Source organism: Marinomonas gallaica (assembly GCF_001639745.1).
Lineage (GTDB): Bacteria > Pseudomonadota > Gammaproteobacteria > Pseudomonadales > Marinomonadaceae > Marinomonas > Marinomonas gallaica.
Window position 1 is genome coordinate 293,430 of sequence record NZ_LTAX01000002.1, and the last position, 22,188, is coordinate 315,617.

The following is a 22,188-nucleotide window of genomic DNA, read 5'->3' on the forward strand; positions in this document are numbered from 1 at the left end:
GCTGGCATACCCTTTAATCTTTGTTTAACCTAACTGGGCAAATATTCTTTCGCCCAGCCTAAGCTGGCAATATTAGCCTCGATCATGGTCTCTATTTCAGACTCACTGTAGCCAACACTGGCTAAGATCTCTTTGGTTGAATGCCCGAACTTTTCCGTGGGTGCAATGGCTCGAATGGCCGCTCTTTCAGGGCGAATAGAATAGTGGTCAATTTGAGTAAAGCAGTGACCACTAGGATGATCTGGATAAACGGAGAACGCATAGCTACCAAAATGCGTACCTACTTCACCGTCATGAATACGGCTGTAATCATGACGTAGCGTTTCAATCGAATTTGGCTCAGCTACCGCAATATCTGCGCCTCTCAGTAAGTTAAGCCAGTGTAAAGTAGCAGCCTGCTTAAAGGCATGTTTTAAATACTCGTGCAGATCAGGTGTGTCACCCAGTTCGGTTAAGCCTTCCAATGATTTTAATTTATCAAACTCGTTATGGTCCGAATCAAGAAAAATCCAACCGTCCATTGTTTCATAAAAATGCGATAGCGCATGGTTGCCTAATACCTCTCGACCCGACGCCTCGTCAAACGGCCCTCTTCCTTCGTAATCAAACATAAACGGGATTTGCGCCATATTAGTGACCGCAGATAGCGAGGTTCTAACCCGACTAACTTGACCCGTAACTAATTGATGGTACATAGAAAGCGCCATCCCCATACCAGCAGCAAAGCCACAGTTAACATCTAACGTTCCAACATGAGCGTGTTCTTCTGGGGTATCACTGCCACCAAAACGCATCATTATGCCGCTATTAGCCTGAATAATATCATCGTAGCCAATGTAATCTGTTTTAGGACCTCTTAATGGTCCGCCAAAGCAATCTAAACGACAAAACAATACATCCGGATTAATCTCAAGTAAGCTTTTTGAGTCAAGACCGAGTGTTTCAAGCTGACGTTCAGGCGCATTAATAAGGACTAAATCGACCGACTGTACGAGTCGATTAAACACCTCTCGTCCTTTTTCCGTCATAATGTTAACCAACGCTTTCTTTTTGCCCATATCAGTTTGAAAACTGTAAAGACACCCAATTAATGGATCATAAAGCGGCTTAACAGGATCAAGCTTAATAACCTCTGCACCGAATCTTCCTAAAAAAGCAGCCGAGTGAGGGCCAGCGATCACATTAGTCAGATCAAGCACTTTTTTACCATCTAACCAGCCTTTTTCCTCCGGTTTATTCGCTTCACTTCGTCGCGGTAAATCCTGTGTAAGCGGTGATCTGACACTGCACAAGGTGTCTAATGCTGTATCAAAATCCACAAACCTTCTGCCCTTCGCTTGCATAAAAGCAGAGGCATTATGCTCAAACCAAACCAGTGGCCCAGGCTGCTTCATCAACCCATATTCTGGATCATCCACTTCAATGATTAAGCCAGCTTTGTTGGTATGTTCGTCATGCAGCCATTCCTTTGTTGTACGCTGTGATGCTCCAGGAATACCGGTTTCACCAAATATACGATCCCATTCGCTGGAAGTTTTGGTCAGAAAGGCTCTTTTCATCTTCTCTGAGATGACTCTCGCCCATCTAGGCGGTAGCGGGTAAACCCCCAAAGAGGTTTCACCGTCCCATTCATCAATTGGCGCATGTAAATCTTGTACTTCTGGGAAGCCTTCCGCCATGAGTTCGTCATAAACTCCCAGCACTTGTAGGGCACGTTTAGCGTGATTTCGATGAGACGGGCAAACACAGTAAAACTTTCTACCGTCAGCACAATCATAGGTGCGGAAGAAAGGATCTAAGTATTCTTGTAGATCTTCATACGTTAGGTTCATGTCGATGCTACACATATGACGATGCTCAATTTCACGCTCACGCATCGTCTTATAGCGTTCAGGTAAACCATCTATCACAAAAGAATTATAAGAAAGCCCTTCCATTAAAGCCGCTGCCACGGGGACTTCTATATGATCCCCGTGACCATGATGAGCTCGTTCATACAAGGCCATTATGATGGAGCTCGCAGCAAGCGAAATCGCATAAGAAGAACCTAGCGGGACCGGTGAGAAACTAGGCTCAATCCCCATGAGGACGCGATTAAAACCCATATCCGTAAATGAACCCGACGTAGCGGCGATAATCGCTTCTGTCGCTTTCCATTCTCGTCTCAACATATCATTACTGGCAAAGCCTGGTATCGATAGGGTAATCAACTCAGGACGCTTAGCTCTTAATTCTTCGTAATCAATACCTAACCTAGCCAAAACACCAGGACGAAAGTTCTCTATCACAATGTCCGCTTGATCAATCAGCTGCAACGCTTCACTCAGGCCTTTTGAGGTTTTCAAGTCTAAGTGAATACACTGTTTGTTGCGATTTAACACCGCATTGGCTGGGCTAACCCATTGCGGGCCTTGGGGTGGGTCAATATGGATCACTGTTGCGCCAAGGTCGGCAAGCACCATAGCAACAGCGGGAGCAGCAATTTGTTGTCCAAAGTCCACGACTCGGACACCAATAAGAGGTAGTTGATTGTTGTTATTCATCTCTATTGATCCTGTGTAAAAAGCGTCTTTCAACTGAATGAAGGAAGCCAGTACATGTTGTATTTATTGATTTATTTTTGTTATCAAGACAAAGCCAATTAGTAAGTACTGCGAAGATCAGCACAGGACGCATACTAGAATTGCCCCTAGGCGGCTACTAGCAATAAAAACGAGATCGGTGGGTGAATTTTTTTTATACCTCAGAGGCGACAAAACGCATCAAGAATTTAATCTTTTGATATCAATAGAAAAAAATCCCATGAGGTGGTTTAGCAAGGCAGTAGCTATAAAAAAAATTAGCTCTATGGGTGATTTTTTATTGCTTTAAAGGCCACGACTTATTCATAACAATGTCGTTGTTTCGTAGCCTAAGGTTGCGATGAATAAGGGTATGTCCTAACGTCATAAATATTCGTATTAAAGCGTTAAGAGATGGACAAATAAAATAACAATAAGTGGAGCCTATATGTCTAACCAAATCATTCTACCTCGCGTTTTACAGGTAGGGGAAAATGCCAGTTTAGAAATTCCGAGCATTTTGGACAGTTTGGGGTGTACTCGCCCTCTCATCATCACAGATAAAATGATGGTTGAACTTGGCTACGCGAAACAAGTTCAATCTTGTCTAAAAGATCATCAAATCAACTCGGAAGTGTTCGACGATACAGTACCAGAGCCGACTGTTAGCTCCATTCAAGCTGGTGTAGATACTGTTCGCAATGGCAATTACGACAGCATCATTGCCTTAGGCGGCGGAAGCCCAATTGATAGTGCTAAGGCCATTAGCATCTTAGGTAAATTTGGCGGCGAAATGCGAGATTACAAATTTCCGAGAATCGTTAATGAGCAAGGCCTACCTATCATAGCTGTGCCAACCACAGCTGGCACAGGCACAGAAGTGACACGTTTCACCATCATTACAGACGAAACCAATGACGAGAAGATGCTCTGTGTCGGGGTAGGTTTCATGCCCATCGCCGCCCTTGTCGATTACAAACTAACACTCAGCTTACCCGCTCGAATCACCGCCGACACGGGTATCGATGCTTTGACGCATGCGATGGAAGCTTATGTCAGTAAAAAAGCGAGCCCTTACAGCGATAGCCAAGCCATCGCGGCGATGAAATTAATTGGCCCTAATCTACGCCGTGTCTATCACGATGGCAGTGACCATAAAGCCCGTGAAGCCATGATGTTAGGCTCTACTCTCGCTGGCATTGCCTTCTCAAACGCATCAGTTGCACTGGTGCATGGTATGAGCCGACCTATTGGCGCAGCGTTTCATGTCCCTCATGGGCTTTCCAATGCGATGTTATTACCTGCTGTAACTGAGTTTTCTATCCCCAGCGCTGAGGAGAAATACGCGGATTGTGCCCGCGCAATCGGTGTCGCTACCCAAGCTGATTCAGATGATGTCGCTAACCAAAAACTGATTGCTGAGCTGAGAGCTCTTAATGATGAATTACAGGTGCCAACACCTGAGCAATTTGGCATCGACCGCCAGCAATTTTTTGACTTAATGCCAACCATGGCAGAGCAAGCGCTCGCATCGGGTTCACCCAACAATAACCCTATCGTGCCAACGGCAGAGCAAATCATCGACATTTATCAACAGCTTTGGTGAGTGACGGCAAAATCCCATCATTACCGACACAACTTAGTGCCATGCTAACAATATTTAAGGAAACGCAATGAACACCATCGGACACCTAATTAATGGTCAACTAGTCACCACTTCTCAGCGCATGCAAGATGTCTACAATCCTGCGACGGGCGAAGTTTCAAAACAAGTGGCCTTAGCACCAAAAGAAACAGTCGAAGACGCCATTGCAGCAGCCCAAGCCGCTTTCCCTGCGTGGCGCGATACGCCACCGCTGAAACGTGCCCGAGTGATGTTCCGCTTTAAAGAGCTGCTTGAGCAAAACAGCGATAAGATTTGCCAAATGATCGGTGAAGAGCACGGCAAAATTTGCCATGATGCCGCGGGCGAGCTGCAGCGAGGCATTGAAAATGTAGAATACGCTTGTGGCGCACCAGAACTTTTAAAAGGTGAGTTCAGTAAAAATGTGGGACCAAACATTGACTCTTGGAGCGAATTCCAGCCCCTAGGTGTCGTCGCCGGTATCACGCCTTTTAACTTCCCTGCGATGGTGCCGATGTGGATGTTCCCGCTTGCAATTGTGTGCGGTAACACCTTTATTCTAAAACCTTCAGAACGTGACCCTAGCTCAACACTTTATATTGCTCAGTTACTACAGGAAGCAGGCTTGCCAGAAGGCGTGTTAAACGTAGTCAATGGTGATAAAGAAGCGGTGGATGTGTTACTGACAGATGATCGAATTAAAGCCGTGAGCTTTGTCGGCTCAACCCCAATTGCTGAATATATTTATGCGACGGCCAGTGCCAATGGCAAACGTTGCCAAGCATTGGGAGGTGCTAAAAACCATGCCATTGTGATGCCTGATGCAGATATGGACAATGCTGTTAACCAACTGCTAGGTGCGGCGTTTGGTTCATCCGGTGAGCGCTGTATGGCATTATCGGTTGCTGTAGCCGTAGGGGAAGAGGCAGCCGATGCCTTAGTTGCAAAAATGCAAACTGCTATGAAAAACTTAACGGTGGGTGAGTACAGCGACAAAACGAATGATTTTGGCCCTGTCATCACTCGTGATCATCAACAGAAAGTTGTGGGCTACATTAACAGCGCTGAAGCCGATGGCGCTAAAGTTGTGGTCGACGGTCGCGAGCCAAACATTTCAGGCTATGAAAATGGATTCTTTGTTGGCGCAACACTCATTGATGGTGTAACCGCTGGGATGCAGAGCTACAAAGAAGAAATTTTTGGCCCCGTACTGCAGGTTGTGCGAGTCAACACCATGGAAGAGGCGATGCAACTTATTAACGATCATGAATACGGTAATGGTACCTGTATCTTTACTCGTGATGGTGAAGCAGCGCGTTATTTCTCAAATCATATTCAAGTGGGCATGGTAGGCATCAACGTGCCACTGCCAGTACCGGTTGCGTACCATAGTTTTGGTGGCTGGAAGCGCTCTTTGTTTGGCGATCTTCATGCGTATGGTCCAGATGGTGTGCGTTTCTACACGAAGCGTAAAACCATCACGCAGCGCTGGCCTTCCAGTGGCGTACGTGAAGGTGTGTCTTTTGCATTTCCAAGCTAATTAAAGCATTAGCGACAATTAAATAGGCCAGTATATTACTGGCCTATTTTTTTCGTTTTAATTCCGTCATAGGAAAGGTTTATGCTAATTCTAGGAAGTCGTTTTAGAGAGCTGCTATGGCGTTAATAGTTAGTAATAAATACGTTAAAAAAGCTGATAATTAAAAATCTATCTATTAGAGTTTAAATGACTGGTAACGAGCACTTTTGCTCGATCATGGACCAATAAACTTCAGAAGAATAAAAATGAAAAAAAAACTTCCTCCCCTTAATTGGCTTAGATCATTTGAAGTTTCAGCACGCTACCTGAACTTTACACAGGCAGCTCACGAACTCAATATGACCCAAGCGGCAGTCAGTCAACAAATAAAAGGATTAGAAGCACAATTAGGCACTGTGCTGTTTAAACGTTTACCAAGAGGCTTGGAATTGACAAAATCCGGGCGAGCTTATATTCCCATTGTTCATGAATCCATTGAGCGTTTAGCGGAGGTAACCGATGAACTGTTTGGTCAAGGCCAAACTCGACCGCTAACAATCCGCTCCAGCTTGATTTTTTTTACAACTTGGTTAGCTCCTCGACTCGGTCGTTTTAGAAAACTTCACCCTGAAGTCAGGTTACGGCTACCAACTAATATTTGGGTAGAAAACCTTGATAAAGAATCGGACATGGAGATTCGTTACGGAATGGGGGACTGGTCTGGCGTGAATTATCATAGACTCACTTGGGACCATCTTATTCCCGTTTGCAGTCCTGCTCTTTTAAATACTTCTACGCCCCTAAACACTCCGAACCAACTTACCGAACACACACTTTTACACGTCGATGGTTATAACGAAGGATGGGGGTACTGGTTGAACAAAACCGGTTTTCAGCATATTGACTCTTCTCAGGGCATCCATTTTGATACCTTAATTTCAGCACTTGAATTGGCCAAAGCAGGCGAAGGGATCGCATTAGGACGAAGCTCTTTAATTAAAGAAATGATCGCCGCTGGGCAATTAGTGGCCCCCTTTGAACAAAAGCTTCCAACCAGTGAGTCATTTTATTTGATCAGCTCAAATCAAGATTTTGAACACCCTCATGCTGAATTGTTTCGAGCGTGGTTACTCGACGAAGTAGAACAAGTACAAAGTCACTGGCCTCATTAGGTTAGTCATCCCAATATCCAACTCTGCTCGTAAAACGAACCCTAAAGAGATTAAAATGGCATTTTAAGCCTCTTTCAGGGTTCTTTCAGAATCCACATTCGAAGTGCTAATTAACCCTCAAAAGAGTGCTCCAACCACCTACTTATAATAAAAACCAGATGTACGTATTTCAAAAACGCTTTTTCAACAACCCAGCTCTATCACTGAGTTAAAGTCATATCTGGTCTAGATCGCGGCATTGTATTTTTTATTTGGCTTAATACCGAGTCAAAATAACCCACACCACTTGAACAACCGAGTCAAACTAACCCTAACTACATCTCCAAACCATTGTCGTCACATAACAACCCTATATTAATCAACCACTTATATCTTTGGCGTAGTTTTTGCTCCAGCAAATCGAAGTGGAACATTCCACATTACATCGACAACTACAATAAATATAAAAGCGGAGTAATACCTTATGTCGAACACATCTGGTCCTTTTTCCTTTCTGCTCAAAGAGCGCATCGTCGCTAAACCCGGTTTCAACCGTTGGCGCGTTCCACCCGCGTCCATAGCCATTCACCTGTGTATTGGCTCAGTTTATGCTTGGAGTATTTTTAACCCACCCCTTATTCGTCAACATGGCGTGGTTGCCAGCGCCGCAGAGGATTGGTCATTAAGTTCTGTTGTCTGGATTTTCTCTACGGCCATCGTCTTTTTAGGCTTAGCGGCCGCCATTGGCGGTAAGTGGCTTGAAAAAGTTGGCCCTCGTGCCGTCGGCTTCTTAGCGGCCATTCTATGGGGCGGCGGCTTTCTTGTCGGTAGTCTAGGGATCTTATGGGATCAATTATGGCTACTGTATTTAGGCTATGGCGTTATGGGAGGGTGCGGCCTCGGACTGGGTTATGTCTCTCCCGTCAGCACGCTCATACGCTGGTTTCCTGACCGAAGGGGGATGGCCACAGGGATGGCCATAATGGGCTTTGGTGGTGGCGCTATGATTGGTGCACCATTAAAAGAATGGTTATTAACTAAATTCTACGAAGCACCACAATACCTCGGCACGGTTGCTGACGTATCAATGATTACCGACGCGGGACGTCGTTTTGTTGAAGTCGCGGGCGAGCGTCTTGAAGTGGTTGTGGCCAGCGCCGCTGACATGGCCAAAATGCCGATACCAGGTCCAGAAGGCGTCTATGTCGTCAACACAGGGGATACCGGTGTTGCTGGCGTGTTCATTACGCTGGGCATTGTCTACTTCATTATTATGACCATCGCTGCGTTCGCTTATCGTGTTCCGGCCCCAGATTGGCGTCCCGAAGGCTGGACACCACCAGCAGAAACACAAACTAAAACTAGCCTGATCAGTGATAATCATGTCCACATCGATCAAGCTCTTAAAACACCGCAGTTCTATTTACTGTGGCTGGTATTGTGTCTCAATGTGACCGCAGGCATTGGCGTCATCGGTGTCGCGAAGACAATGATGACCGAGATATTTGGTACCACATTACCGCTTATTGTCGATGCAGGCTTTGCCGCCACATACGTGCTGATGATCAGTGTGTTTAATATGGTGGGACGCTTCTTCTGGGCCTCGGCTTCAGATTATATCGGGCGTAAACGAACCTTTTACTGCTTCTTTTTACTCGGCATGATCTTGTATGTGTCTATTCCGTATTTTGCGAGCCAAGTCAGCAGCAATCCAGCGGTTATTTGGTTAGTGCTTTTCTGTATTGCAACGATGATAATTTTCACTATGTACGGCGGTGGGTTTGCAACCATACCTGCGTATCTAGCGGATATTTTCGGAACCCTGCATGTAGGCGGCATTCACGGTCGACTTCTAACGGCATGGAGTACCGCGGGTGTATTAGGGCCATTTGCGATCACCTATTTGCGCGAACAATCCCTGAATACGGCGATTCATAATTTGGCGCAAAAAGTCGACCCCGCGCGATTCCAACAAGCTTTCGGTGCAGGTGTAGATCAGCTGGAAGCACTCATGGCCTCGAATACCGTGACGCTCGGTCGCTTAATGGAAATCGCCCCAGCAGGTACTGTCGATCCAACATCGAGCCTTTATAACAGCACCATGTATGCCATGGCATTGTTATTAGTGATTGCTTTCTTCGCTAATATGTCTATTCGTAAGGTGTCAGAAAAGCACCATGTTCAGAATACTCATCCTGAGGAAGCGCCTGCAAGTTAACATTTTCTAATGCGTCATGACTAAGGCTGGGCAACATTGCTCAGCCTTTTTTATTGGACACCCTTGAACTGTATATGCGTTGAAGAATGACAATATTGCGCAGCGACAATCTCTCTTATCACTAAACGGCAAAGCACTTTTAAAATCTTGCCATTCGTTTTATGTTGTGACTTTACGATCATTTGGACTGTCAATTATGACTTTCACTTACCTCTTTGACCCTTTATGTGGCTGGTGCTATGCCGCCGCACCTGCTATTAAAGCTTTGCGTGAAGCAAGTCTAGGAAATATCGCAATGGCGCCTGTAGGGCTTTTTTACAAAGCCCGCCCAACCAGCGAGATTGCTGAGCACGCCAAAACCAATGATCTGCGGATTCAATCTCTATCTGGCCAAGCGTTTTCAGACGCTTACTTTGATGATGTACTGCAAAAACCAGATGGCGTATTTTCGTCACGAGCACTAACACAAGCTTCTATTTTCCTTGAGTCTCAGAAATTAGGGTTAGCAGGTCAGTTTCTGCATGAGACACAATTACGCCGTTATGTCGATGGTGTCGATACCTCTGAAGTCCCTGCCGTCGTGAGCATCGCTACAGAAGTGGCTGCAGAACAAGGCATTTCCATCGACGCAGATATGCTTGAACACGCTCTACAGAATGACAGTCCACTGCAACAGCAAGCGGATCAAATGGTTCAGCAAGCCAGTCAGCTGCTAAGCCGCTTGCCAGGATCGGGTGGGGTTCCGCAATTAATCATGACCAATAATGAAGGTCAGAATTATATTTTCTCCGGTGCAGATTTATATCAAGGTGGAGAGGGCTTTATACAACTGGTAAGTACTATCCAAGCCGCGCTATCGGGTCAATTGCCGCCAGAAATGGCTCAAAAATAAACCTTTCAGATTCAAAATATAAGCCTGCATGACATTCATCCCCGCAGGCTTATTATTATCTCACTTAGCCAGACCATTCTACGCCATCACCCTTACGGTGAACCCTCCAGTCATACCCAAACCCCGCCTTGTGTATTCCTGAACTGTCGACAATACTAAAAGGCTACTGTGGCGATCACTATTTGTATTTTAGCCTTTCCAAAGGGATACAAGGATGAACAAACACCGCAAGGAATCCGGCATTCCAATCAGAGTTTTATTCAGTGGCAGCATTATTATCAGCATGCTTCTGCTAGCTGCAGTCTTAACGCTGTTTTCATACCTATACTCCCGTGCATCTTTAAATAGCCAAGTCGAGCTCAGCGCCAAACAGACAACCTTGTCTCTTGAAAAGCAAATCGAGTACGTGACCCAAACAGCGGAACAAAGCGTCATTTTGCTTAACCATGACGCCATTGTGAATCAGACAACATTAGATCAGCGCCTCTCTCGTATTCATCTACTGGCCAGTATGATGGAAATGAACCCTATATTGAGTTCAATTTATGTTGGCTATGACGACGGTGACTTCTTTCTCTTACGCTCGCTGAAAAACCCACATGCCAAACAAGCACTTGCAGCCCCCGACAAGGCAAACTATTTATTACAAGCAATCGACCGGGACGCAGCAGGCACCATCGCTGAAACACGCTGGGAGTTTTTCGATCAACAACTCAACTCGTTAGGGTCTGCGCTTGCATCACAAGATTATACTTACGACCCCCGCGAACGGCCTTGGTATCAACACGCGCTACAATCAAATGGCCTCATTCTTACACCACCCTATGCTTTCTATACCACAGGCGAAGTAGGCGCCTCATTTGCTCTACGCAATCAGTCAGCCAAAGCAACGGTAGGCGTAGACGCTTCCATCAACGACTTATCCAGTTTTATGAAACGTTTGCAACCCTCTAACGCGGTACACATGGCGTTAGTCGACAAGAACCATTTGATTTTGGGACACAACAACTCGGATATTTCACTTGTCGAATACGATGACTCAAACCAACCCACCCTAAAAAAAGTCACTGATTTACCCAATGAAGCGTTCGCCCAGCTCTTAACTTTGCCTCAGGCGCAGCAAAACTTAGAAGAGTTTTATACCGATGAGAATGCTTGGTACGGTATGACCCTACCTATTAACAGTTTCAGCAATCAAGACTGGCTACTGCTCTACGCCATCCCAAAGGCAGAATTATTAAAAGATGTTAACCGGCACTTAATCAATCAACTGCTCTTATCTGCTGGGGTCATTATGATACTAGTATTGTTCGGCCTACTGGTCGGCCGCTCGATTTCACGGCCTCTACAGCAGCTGTCGACAGAAGTCAGTAAACTCGCCTCTTTCGACTTCAGCCGTAAAATCGATATCAATTCTTCGGTAAAGGAAATCAATGTACTCTCCTCTCTCACCGATCATATGGCATTGACCATCCATAACTTCCAGTCGATCTCCCATAAACTTGCCCACCACCCTGACTTAGAAAGTATGCTTGCCCAGGTGTCGAAACACCTGATCGCCATTACCTCTTCAAGAGCCGGGGCGGTGTATTTGTTCAATAAAAACGAGCTGACACTAAACATTGCGACCAAAGGAAGTATGCCGATCCCTGAACACATCAACTGCTGCAATCAAACTTGGGATAAGCTGCTTCCAGAGTTGATCAGCACTCTGAAAGCGGAAGATAACAGCTTATTTTTAACCCCCTTGATCGATAGAGATGAATCGATTCTTGGTGTGCTGGTACTGCAGCTGCCAAAAGATTCGCATATCAATAATAAAACCTTCCACAACTTTATGACCGAAGTCTCAGGCGCTGCGGCAACGGCAATCGCCACTCGCCGACAATTTGAAGCCCAACAGGCACTACTGGACGGCATTATTCGTTTGCTCGCCGATGCAATCGATGCGAAATCACCCTACACCAGCGGCCACTGTGAACGTGTGCCAGAGCTGGCTGAAATGCTTGCTGACGAAGCAATTCGATCACAATCAGATGAGCTGGCTACCTTTAAAATGAACGAATACGAACGCCGAGAGTTTCATATTGCTGCGTGGCTGCACGACTGTGGCAAAATCACTAGCCCCGTTCATGTGGTGGACAAAGCGACCAAGTTAGAAACCATTTATAATCGTATTCATGAAGTTAGGACGCGCTTTGAAGTATTATGGCGCGACGCCGAGATAGAATACTTAACAGGCTTAATTGCGGGTCAAGATAAACAGCGCTTAGAGCAAGCTAAATACGCCCAACAACAACGCCTACAAGAAGATTTCGCCTTCATTGCCACCAGCAATATCGGCGGCGAATTCATGGATCAAGAAAACCTAGATCGACTTCAGTGTATTGCCACTCAATCTTGGACACGTCATTTCAGTAGTCGTATTGGTATATCACAAGACGAGCAACAACAGCTTCCCGACACGCCCGAACTACTGCCTGTACGCGAACCACTTCTAGCAGACAAAATCGAGCATATCGAAGTATGGGGGGACCGAAAACCTGCTGTAGAAGCTCATAACTCAGACAATATCTGGGGCTTCGATATGGATCTACCAGAGCAGGCATTCAATAAAGGGGAGCTTTATAATTTAAGTGTTCAACGCGGCACGTTGACGAAAGAAGAGCGCTTTATCATTAAAGACCACATGGTACAGACCTTTAAGATGCTGTCATCTCTCCCGTTTCCAGAAGAATTAAAGAATGTGCCTAACATCGCCAGTAATCATCATGAACAGCTCAACGGGAGTGGCTATCCTCGAAAGTTAAACGCACAGCAATTGAGCGTACAAGATCGTATTCTAGCCATTGCCGATGTCTTCGAAGCATTAACCGCATCCGATCGTCCTTACAAAGTAGGCAAGACAGTCTCTGAATCTCTCAAAATACTGGCCTTTATGGTGCGCGATGAACACCTAGATGGCCCCTTATTTAAGTTGTTTGTCGAGACTGAAACCTACCTTACTTACGCAAAAACGTTTCTTAAAGCAGAGCAAATAGATGCGGTTGATCATCAGCAGTTATTCCATTGGGCACAAATTGCAAAGAACTAAAGCGCGCTGTCTCGTATTGGCATTACTCCGCGAAGGACTCCAGCTGTGCTAACCATCGCCAATCTTCGATCACTTGCTGGGCATAATCATGTTGTAGTGCTTCCAACGCCGACCAAGCATCATCGGAGGTATTCACTACGGCTTGTTCAAAGCGCATAGAGCGCCGATCGAACCGACTGTGAGCTAACGCTAACGATGTACCGCAGGCAATAGCGTACTCTTCATAGCCCCCCTTTAGAGCACGTTTACCACAAGCAATGTCTTCTGGGTCGATCCCCACTCGTGCATGATGTCGTGAACGAACCAACCAATGCGCCTTACGCCAGTTCACATCGTCCAACACCAGATCTGGATTGCGCTGCATGCGGCGCTGACAGTTAACGGTCAAATGCGCAGGCGATAATAAATTCATTAAACTTAAATCTTGGTATTCAAACAGCGCTGCGGCGGCCCGCTGCTTTTTCACTTCAACAAGATGACACAGTGTAATGTCCTCTTCTGTGGAAACCGTCTCTGGTCCAACCAATAGATAATACCGCTTCATGTTGACGGAACCCGTTCCAGCACCAATACGCTCGACGATATCGAGAATGTGGTCGTCCACATAAGGTGAAAAAACCTTTTCAATAGTGCGATAGGTATTGCCGTCCACTGCTTTAAATTTTTCCGCATCCTCTTTGAAAACCAATGGACGAGCGTCAAGATCGACCGCTTTCGCTAGAGAACTTTTGCTTGAGAAATCGATGCCACCAGCTTGGCGCTTACGAGCCTTTTGCTCGGCTTTATACAATACATGCTCATCCGCAAAATCTTGTAAGACATAACGATAATCGATTTCTTTATCCAGTAGACGTTGGCAGGTGTCGCGATAACTTTGCCAAAAAGCCGTCAATGCGCGCTGTGCACTATCATGATCAATGACTTTGCTTTTATCTATTGGCTCCAATAGCTGATAACGCGCTTCCAAAGCACCTTGGCAATGGTCAGCACACAATAACAAGCTCACGCCATACCGAAGTAGGTCCCAGCCCGCATACCCAACACAGGCATCATCAAAATCATTCGGCGCGAAAATAACCTCATCCCCATGGGAGCCCTCTTCGCTAAAAAAGCCAAAGTTAGAAACATGGCAGTCGCCAACCACCATCGTCAGTGGCCATGATTCTAATGCGTCAGGCAAACGGTAGTTCAGGCTGGCCAAATCTTGATAAAACACAGAGGAAGCTCCTCGTAGCATCAAAAATGGGCTTGTCGCCATTTTAGTATGCTTCTTAAGCCCCGTTCCTGGCGTGACGCCATCAATCCGAGTCATCACTTCCAGCAGTTCTTGTTCTCGTTCGGACACACGCCACCTCACATTCAATTTCAACCAAGGGGTCAATAATAAAAGTAATTTACGCGTAGGTCTAAGGGATGACTCAAGAAAGCAACACGCTTTAACAAAACCAAATGTTATGTTATAACGTTTTATAGAATCAGGAGAGAACCTAATGACCCTATCATCCACATCCAAACGACTGCCTGTTACCGTTTTATCCGGTTTTTTAGGCGCAGGTAAAACCACCTTACTCAGCCACTTACTTAATAATCGTGACGGCTTACGCATTGCCGTGATCGTCAACGACATGAGTGAAATCAACATTGATGCCGCGTTCATTGAACAAGAAGTCTCACTTAATCGCGGCGAAGAAAAGCTGGTCGAAATGAGCAATGGCTGTATCTGTTGTACTTTGCGAGAAGATTTACTGATTGAAGTACGTAAGCTCGCCGAAGCTGACAAGTTTGATTACCTTGTCATCGAGTCCACAGGTATTTCGGAGCCGCTGCCCGTGGCTGAGACGTTCACCTTTGCCGATGAAGATGGCGTCAGCCTATCGGATATCGCAACTCTCGACACCATGGTAACCGTCGTCGATGCCGTTAATTTCTTAAAAGACTACCAAACCGCCAAAAGCCTAAAAGAAACCGGTGAATTCTTAGGTGACGAAGATGAGCGCAACGTCGCCGACTTGCTGATTGATCAAGTCGAGTTTGCCGACTTATTGTTGATCAGCAAAATCGATTTGGTAAATGAATCAGAGCTTAACGAGCTGAAAGCCATTCTTCGCAGTTTAAACAGCCTTGCTGAAATCCTTCCAATGGAACGTGGGCAAGTGCCTGTTAATAAATTGCTAGGCACTGGATTATTCGACTTTGAAAAAGCCCAACAAGCACCAGGTTGGCTTGCCGAAATGCGCGGTGAGCACACACCTGAAACCGAAGAATATGGCATTGCCAGTTTCAGCTTTGTCGCTCGCAAACCATTTCATCCAAAACGCTTTCACCACTTCCTACACAGCACAGAGCAGTACGGTAAACTGATTCGCTCAAAAGGGTACTTTTGGTTAGCATCGCGTCCAGAGTTTGCGGGGCAATGGAGCCAAGCAGGTGGCATTGCTCAATACGGTTTTGCAGGTATGTTTTGGCATGCGGTGCCAAAACAATATTGGCCACAAGACGAGGCATCATTAGCACTGATCAAAGAAAGCTGGCATGAGCCTTTTGGTGATATGCGACAGGAGCTGGTCTTCATTGGTCAAAACCTTGATCAAGAAAGCATGACACAAGCACTCAACGACGCCCTACTAACAGAAGAAGAGTTGTTGCAAGGTAAAAGTGTCTGGAAAGATATGGAAGATCCCTTCCCAGAATGGCAACAGGGGGCAGCATGAGCGTTTTAGAAGAAACCTTCGGTGCTTTACGCTCGCCAGTTTCAGACTTTTCTGACGAGTTATCGGGCCTTGCGGGCATTTATCGAGACGACGTTAACTTAATGGTTTGGCAACGTCAGCTCGACAGCGACACGGAAAAAGCGGTGTTTAAGGTACTCTCTGCAGGGAAGAGCTTTTCACTCAATCAAATTGTCTCTCCTGAGAACGTCAGTGATGCTTTGGCACGCGGCCTACCAAGTATCGATGGTCGTGACGCCTTGATCCGCGACATTGCCCTATTGGTTGATGCCTACTGCTGTTTATTTGATTTAAACACGGCAGGCCTTCGTCTAACGCAAGTGGATCGCGCTATGTGCCCACGTTTTCATGTGGATCAAGTACCTTGTCGCCTGATTACTACTTATGCTGGGCCAGCAACGCAATGGCTTGACGAGCAATCGCTAAACCGTCAAAAACTGGGTCGCGGTAATAATGGCCAGCCGGACAGTCACTCAGGCTTAGTTCGTGCCGAGGCTGACGTCCAACAAATCAGTGTCGGTGACGTGGCGCTATTAAAGGGTGAACGTTGGGAAGGCAATGAAGGCCGAGGAGCGGTTCACCGCTCTCCAAGTGTCGAAGCAGGTCAAATGCGCCTACTGATGACACTGGATATGGCGTAATCGCACAACGCTTCTGATTACGTAAATACACCCGCTTACCAGCGATCAACTACTTTCCTATAGACAAAAAAAAGCCCGAGGCGTGAGCGGATGCCTCGGGCTTTCTTTATTGCCTAAAGAACTTAGTCAGCAGACAAGTGCTTTAGCAAAGCGTCCACTGTTTGCTTCGCGTCACCGAAAAGCATACGAGTGTTGTCTTTGAAGAACAGTGGGTTTTCGACACCCGCGTAACCACGGCTCATACCACGTTTCAGTACGATGGTGTGCTTACCTTTCCATGGCTCAAGTACAGGCATACCTGCAATTGGACTGTCTTCTACGTCGTTTGCAGCAGGGTTGACGATATCGTTCGCACCGATCACAACAGACACGTCTACTTTCGGGAAATCTTCGTTGATTTCGTCCATTTCGTACACGATGTCGTAAGGCACTTTCGCTTCCGCTAGCAATACGTTCATGTGACCTGGCATACGACCCGCAACTGGGTGGATACCAAAGCGAACATTCACGCCTTTCTCACGAAGTTTCTTAGTGATCTCAAATACTGTGTGCTGTGCTTGCGCAACGGCCATACCGTAACCTGGGATAATCATGACTTCTTTCGCAGATTCCAGCATGTGAGCGGCTTCTTCTGTCTGAATCTCAACAATCTCACCTTGCTCTTCTGCTGCAGCGCCCGCCGCAGGCGTTGATTTCTTCTTCTTGCTACCGATACCGCCTAGGATAACGTTCAAGAATTTACGGTTCATCGCACGACACATGATGTAAGACAGAATCGCACCTGAACTACCCACTAGTGCACCGACTACGATCAGTAGATCGTTACCTAGCATGAAGCCCATGGCCGCTGCTGCCCAACCAGAGTAAGAGTTCAGCATCGACACAACCACTGGCATATCTGCACCACCGATCGCTACCACCAGATGCGCACCAAATACTAAGGCAAGCAATGTAATGATGTATAGGTACATCATACCGTCAGTCGCGCCAACCGCTGCAAACTCAACAATCAGGTAAAGAGAAACCAACACAATCGCTAGGTTCATCATATGACGACCAGGTAACTGCAGCGGGTTACCCGATACTTTGCCGCTTAATTTAAGGTAAGCAACCAAAGAACCCGTAAAGGTAATCGCACCAATGAAGATACCTAAAGAGGTTTCAACATCATGAATACGCTGCGCTACAACCGACTCATAAGCACCGTGGCCTAGGGCGTTGGCAAAACCAACGAACACCGCGGCCAAGCCTACCAAGCTGTGTAGAATCGCCACCAATTCTGGCATCGACGTCATTTCAACACGTTTTGCCAAGACATAACCGATGATACCACCCGGTACAAGCCCCAATAGTAGCAAACCGTAGTTGTCTGTCACCGCACCAGCAATGGTCACAACCATTGCCAATACCATACCTAAAATGCCGTAGATGTTACCGCGGCGTGCGCTTTCTTGGTGGCTTAAGCCACCCAGTGCCATGATGAATAAGGCGCTGGCTCCGATGTAGGCAGCCGTCATTACTCCAAAGTTCATTGTCGTCTCCTACTTACGGAACATTTTCAGCATACGATGCGTCACGGCAAAGCCACCGACGATGTTGATGCTGGTAATAAAGATGGCCAAAGCAGCCAGTATCGCAACGATCGGACTATCGTTCGAAACCTGTGTCAACGCACCGACTACGATGATACTACTGATGGCATTGGTCACACTCATTAGTGGCGTATGCAGAGAGTGGCTAACTCCCCAAACCACCATATAACCGACAAAGCACGACAACACAAAGACGGTTAAGTGTCCCATAAACTCAGCAGGCGCAACGCTGCCCACTCCCATTAGCAATGCACCAACAATTAATACTGGTACAAGGAAACCAAAGGCACTCGGTTTCTTCTCTTCTTTCTTAGCGTCTGATTTCGCCTCCGGCAAAGGCTCGCTTACATCACTCTTAGGCGCAGCAGACAGACGTGGTGCTGGTGGTGGCCAAGTGATGTTGCCTTGTTTCACAACCGTTGCACCACGAATCACTTCGTCTTCCATGTTCAGATCAATCTGGCCATCTTTGTTCGGGCACAATTCAGTTAGAAGGTGGTAAATATTCGTCGCAAACAATTGGCTTGATTGAGCCGCCATACGGCTTGGCAAGTTTGTGTATCCTACCAACGTAACACCGTGCGCCTGAACCACTTCGTTCGCTTTCGTAAGCTTACAGTTACCGCCCGTTTCTGCCGCCAAGTCAACGATGACACTGCCTGGTTTCATAGAGCGAACCATTTCTTCAGTGATCAGTTCTGGTGCTGGCTTACCCGGAATCAATGCAGTAGTAATAATAATGTCGACATCTTTTGCTTGTTCTGCAAAAAGCGCCATTTCTGCGGCGATGAACTCAGGACTCATGACTTTGGCGTAACCACCTTCGCCACTGCCGTCTTCGTCATCGAAATCCAATACTAGGAATTCCGCATCCATACTTTCGACTTGTTCTTTTACTTCAGGACGCGTATCAAATGCACGAACAATGGCACCCATACTTTTCGCTGCACCAATGGCCGCAAGACCTGCCACGCCAGCACCGATAACAAGTACTTTCGCTGGTGGAACTTTACCAGCGGCGGTGATTTGTCCGGTAAAGAAACGGCCAAAGTGTTGCGCAGCTTCAACGACCGCACGGTAACCCGCGATGTTCGCCATGGAGCTCAATACGTCCATTTTTTGCGCACGAGAAATACGTGGTACGGCATCCAAAGCGACAGCATTTGTACCTCGTTCAGCTAATTGATTTAGCTTTACAGAGTTCTGCGCTGGATAGAGGGTACTAATGAGTGTCTGGTTTTGACCCAAAAGCTCAATGCCATAAAAGCCTAGCTCTGGGTGTTCAACCGGAGGACGAACTTTAATCAAAACGTCTGAATCGTGCCACAGTGCCTTTGTATCACTGGTCACCTCAACGCCTGCAGCTAGATACGCCTCATCTGAATAAGAAGCCGCCGCACCTGCGCCGCTCTCAATCACCAAGTCAAAGCCTAGCTTCTTGACCCTTTCAGCGACTGCTGGGGTCATGGCCACCCGCAGCTCGCCGTCTTCTATCTCTTTCGGTATTCCAATTTTCATAATGATGCCGTACTTATTCTTGTCCGAGTTTAAGCCGAAGTTTTCTTGTATAATCAGTCAACAAAAGTGCCATTCACCTCACTTATGTGGACTATCACCCTATATTGGGATGTAGCCAATTAGAAACCAGCTACCCCGAGTAATCTTGCACACAAGCGTCAGCGCAAGTCGTGATAACGACGATTTTTTGTTTTCCTGTGACTTTTTTATGTCAGCTATAACTTTTTTTGATAGCAAAGCATCACTGAAAGGAGTTTTATGTAGAAAAGCTGACTCGTGACATTGCTTTGCGCAAAACTTAAACAATTATTTCAATTTTAAGATTTGCAAAAACGAATGCGCCAAAGTACTAGAATGTGTCGTAATAAGATAAATGAGCAAAATTGACCTGTGCTAATGTGCGCATCAGTTTTAAACTCTTGACAGCGGCTAAGGTAGCAGTTGATTAGTGAAGGTTCTGCAGGAGAACCCTAACTGAACTACACTGCTCTTACACGCATTAACCGCTACAATAATAAGCAACATTTCCGCCAGATTACGAACTCAACTTTGTAGCTGGGCGACAGGAGGAAATACAATGACTACATCTAAAGCAGTTGCATGGGAGCCAGTAACTGCCCAGGCCATCATTGATGAGCTCAAATCCAAGCCAGGAGCTCTATTACCGATTCTACACGCTATTCAGGACCGCTTTTCTTATGTCCCTGAAGAGGCTGTTTCCTTGATCGCTCAGGCGTTGAAGTTAACTCGTGCAGAAGTTCATGGTGTGATCAGCTTCTACCACCATTTTCGTACACATCAACCAGGACGCCACGTTGTTGAGATTTGTCGTGCAGAGGCTTGCCAAGCGCAAGGTTCTCGTGCGCTAGAAGCTCACGCTAAAGCAGCGCTAGGTGTGGACTACCACCAAACGACGGCCGATCGTAACATTACTCTTGAGCCAGTTTACTGCTTAGGCAACTGTTCTTGTGGCCCATCTATTCGTGTGGGTAACGACATTCATGCTGACGTCGATGCAACACGCTTCGATGAATTGGTTGAAGGCCTTAAAACCGATCGAGTGGAGATTCTTTAATGACATTTCGCATTCACGTTCCTTCTGACACGACCGCTAAAGCTCGGGGTGCGGACCGCATTGCTCGTCTGATTGAGATCGTTGCTAAAGAGCATAAAATCGACGTAGAAGTACGTCGTAATGGTACCCGCGGCCTTTACTGGATCGAACCACTTGTAGAAGTGGACACCGACGCTGGTCGCTACGGTTTCGGCCCTGTCAAAGAAGGCGATATTGAGTCTTTGTTTGCAGCAGAGTTTTGGAAAGGTGACGTAGAGCACGCTTTAGCGCTAGGTCTCGTAGAAGAAATTCCGTACCTAAAACGCCAAGAGCGCTTCACGTTCGCACGCTTAGGTATTACTAACCCTGTATCGCTTGAAGATTACCAAGCCAACGACGGTTTTAAAGGCCTACAAAACGCCATCAAACTTTCCTCTCAACAAATCGTTGATGCCGTGAAAGAGTCGGGCCTACGTGGTCGTGGCGGTGCAGCGTTCCCGACTGGCATCAAATGGCAGACGGTTCTGGATGTTGAATCTCCAAAGAATCAAAAATACATCGTCTGTAACGCCGACGAAGGTGACTCAGGTACCTTCGCAGACCGTTTGGTGATGGAATGTGACCCATACATGCTGATTGAAGGTATGACCATTGCAGGTCTTGCTGTTGGCGCAACGCAAGGTTATATCTACTGCCGTTCTGAATACCCTCTTTCAATCGAAAATTTGAATCAGGCAATCAAAACAGCGTACGAAAACAACTTGCTAGGTGCTGATATTCTAGGCAGCGGCAACCACTTCGATCTAGAAGTGCGAATGGGTGCCGGTGCCTACATCTGTGGTGAAGAAACGTCACTACTAGAAAGTTTAGAAGGCAAACGCGGCCTAGTGCGCGCGAAGCCACCTTTGCCAGCGATTGTCGGCCTATTCGGCCAACCAACCGTAGTGAACAACGTACTGTCTTTAGCGGCTGTGCCATTCATTATGGATAAAGGCGCGAAAGCCTATGCTGATGTTGGTGTTGGCCGTTCTCGCGGTACGCTGCCATTCCAAGTAGCGGGTAACGTTAAGTTCGGCGGCTTGGTGGAATTGGCATTTGGTCCTACACTGAATGAACTGATGTTCGAATTCGGTGGTGGCACACGCAATGGTCGTCCATTACGTGCGGTGCAAGTAGGTGGCCCTTTAGGTGCATACCTACACGAAGGCCAGTGGGATACACCACTAGGCTATGAAGAATTTAGCCAGAAAGATGCGGTACTTGGTCACGGTGGTGTCGTTATGTTTGACGACACGGTTGATATGAGTGAACAGGCACGCTTCTCTATGGAGTTCTGTGTTGCTGAGTCTTGCGGTAAATGTACACCATGCCGTATCGGTTCTACACGTGGTGTCGAAGTGATCGACCGCATTCGCGAAGGTAAGAACGTCGACGCAAACATGGAGTTGTTGTCTGACCTATGTGAGACGATGTTAGACGGCTCTCTTTGTGCCATGGGCGGTATGACACCATTCCCAGTACAGAGTGCCATGAAACACTTTACTGAGGACTTCGTTAAGAACGCAGCTTCAGCGACCCAAGCGAAGGAGGTCTAA

At 46.7% G+C, this 22,188-nt stretch carries 14 protein-coding genes; 10 read left to right on the forward strand and 4 right to left on the reverse strand.

The window, feature by feature from the left end; translation table 11 throughout:
- Positions 1–29 precede the first annotated feature (29 nt).
- On the reverse strand, positions 30–2,543 hold the full coding sequence (locus tag AYW76_RS03500) for a CoA transferase (RefSeq protein ID WP_067215828.1): 2,514 nt from the start codon (positions 2,541–2,543) through the stop codon (positions 30–32).
- Between the two features lie 466 nt (positions 2,544–3,009).
- Here AYW76_RS03500 and AYW76_RS03505 point away from each other — a divergent pair, with 466 nt between their 5' ends.
- The 6 genes from AYW76_RS03505 (at position 3,010) to AYW76_RS03530 (ending at position 13,059) form a co-directional block, all read left to right on the forward strand.
- The gene (locus AYW76_RS03505; protein WP_067215830.1) at positions 3,010–4,167 is read left to right on the forward strand and encodes an iron-containing alcohol dehydrogenase; all 1,158 of its coding nucleotides are present in this window, start codon (positions 3,010–3,012) and stop codon (positions 4,165–4,167) included.
- 67 nt (positions 4,168–4,234) lie between these two features.
- On the forward strand, positions 4,235–5,725 hold the full coding sequence (locus tag AYW76_RS03510) for a CoA-acylating methylmalonate-semialdehyde dehydrogenase (protein ID WP_067215831.1): 1,491 nt from the start codon (positions 4,235–4,237) through the stop codon (positions 5,723–5,725).
- A gap of 245 nt (positions 5,726–5,970) precedes the next feature.
- Positions 5,971–6,876, forward strand: coding sequence for a transcriptional regulator GcvA (gcvA, locus tag AYW76_RS03515; protein WP_067215833.1), 906 nt, complete (start codon positions 5,971–5,973; stop codon positions 6,874–6,876).
- 463 nt (positions 6,877–7,339) lie between these two features.
- Positions 7,340–9,073, forward strand: coding sequence for an OFA family MFS transporter (locus AYW76_RS03520; protein WP_067215836.1), 1,734 nt, complete (start codon positions 7,340–7,342; stop codon positions 9,071–9,073).
- Between the two features lie 196 nt (positions 9,074–9,269).
- The gene (locus tag AYW76_RS03525; protein WP_067215839.1) at positions 9,270–9,965 is read left to right on the forward strand and encodes a hypothetical protein; all 696 of its coding nucleotides are present in this window, start codon (positions 9,270–9,272) and stop codon (positions 9,963–9,965) included.
- Positions 9,966–10,179: 214 nt separating this feature from the next.
- Positions 10,180–13,059 (forward strand): HD domain-containing phosphohydrolase, encoded by a 2,880-nt coding sequence (locus AYW76_RS03530; protein WP_067215842.1) that lies wholly within the window; start codon positions 10,180–10,182, stop codon positions 13,057–13,059.
- A gap of 22 nt (positions 13,060–13,081) precedes the next feature.
- Here the strand turns inward: AYW76_RS03530 and AYW76_RS03535 are convergent, their stop codons facing one another.
- Entirely contained in the window at positions 13,082–14,404 is a 1,323-nt protein-coding gene (locus tag AYW76_RS03535) for a DUF2252 family protein (protein WP_082866085.1), read from the reverse strand.
- 145 nt (positions 14,405–14,549) lie between these two features.
- Between AYW76_RS03535 and zigA the strand changes: the two genes are divergently transcribed.
- Entirely contained in the window at positions 14,550–15,770 is a 1,221-nt protein-coding gene (gene zigA / locus AYW76_RS03540; protein ID WP_067215845.1) for a zinc metallochaperone GTPase ZigA, read from the forward strand.
- Positions 15,767–16,429 (forward strand): DUF1826 domain-containing protein, encoded by a 663-nt coding sequence (locus AYW76_RS03545; RefSeq protein WP_156489015.1) that lies wholly within the window; start codon positions 15,767–15,769, stop codon positions 16,427–16,429. Before zigA ends, AYW76_RS03545 begins: the two co-directional genes overlap by 4 nt.
- A 122-nt stretch (positions 16,430–16,551) precedes the next feature.
- Here AYW76_RS03545 and AYW76_RS03550 read toward each other — a convergent pair whose 3' ends face one another.
- Together AYW76_RS03550 and AYW76_RS03555 are read right to left on the reverse strand one after the other, a co-directional pair.
- The gene (locus AYW76_RS03550; RefSeq protein ID WP_067033175.1) at positions 16,552–17,961 is read right to left on the reverse strand and encodes an NAD(P)(+) transhydrogenase (Re/Si-specific) subunit beta; all 1,410 of its coding nucleotides are present in this window, start codon (positions 17,959–17,961) and stop codon (positions 16,552–16,554) included.
- Between the two features lie 9 nt (positions 17,962–17,970).
- The gene (locus AYW76_RS03555; RefSeq protein WP_067215852.1) at positions 17,971–19,539 is read right to left on the reverse strand and encodes a Re/Si-specific NAD(P)(+) transhydrogenase subunit alpha; all 1,569 of its coding nucleotides are present in this window, start codon (positions 19,537–19,539) and stop codon (positions 17,971–17,973) included.
- A 577-nt stretch (positions 19,540–20,116) separates the two neighbouring features.
- On the opposite strand from AYW76_RS03555, the gene AYW76_RS03560 reads away from it, so the two are divergent.
- Together AYW76_RS03560 and AYW76_RS03565 are read left to right on the forward strand one after the other, a co-directional pair.
- Positions 20,117–20,614, forward strand: a complete 498-nt coding sequence (locus AYW76_RS03560; RefSeq protein ID WP_067215855.1) for a formate dehydrogenase subunit gamma — start codon at positions 20,117–20,119, stop codon at positions 20,612–20,614.
- Positions 20,614–22,188, forward strand: a complete 1,575-nt coding sequence (locus AYW76_RS03565) for a formate dehydrogenase beta subunit (protein WP_067215858.1) — start codon at positions 20,614–20,616, stop codon at positions 22,186–22,188. The genes AYW76_RS03560 and AYW76_RS03565 overlap by 1 nt, the downstream gene beginning before the upstream one ends.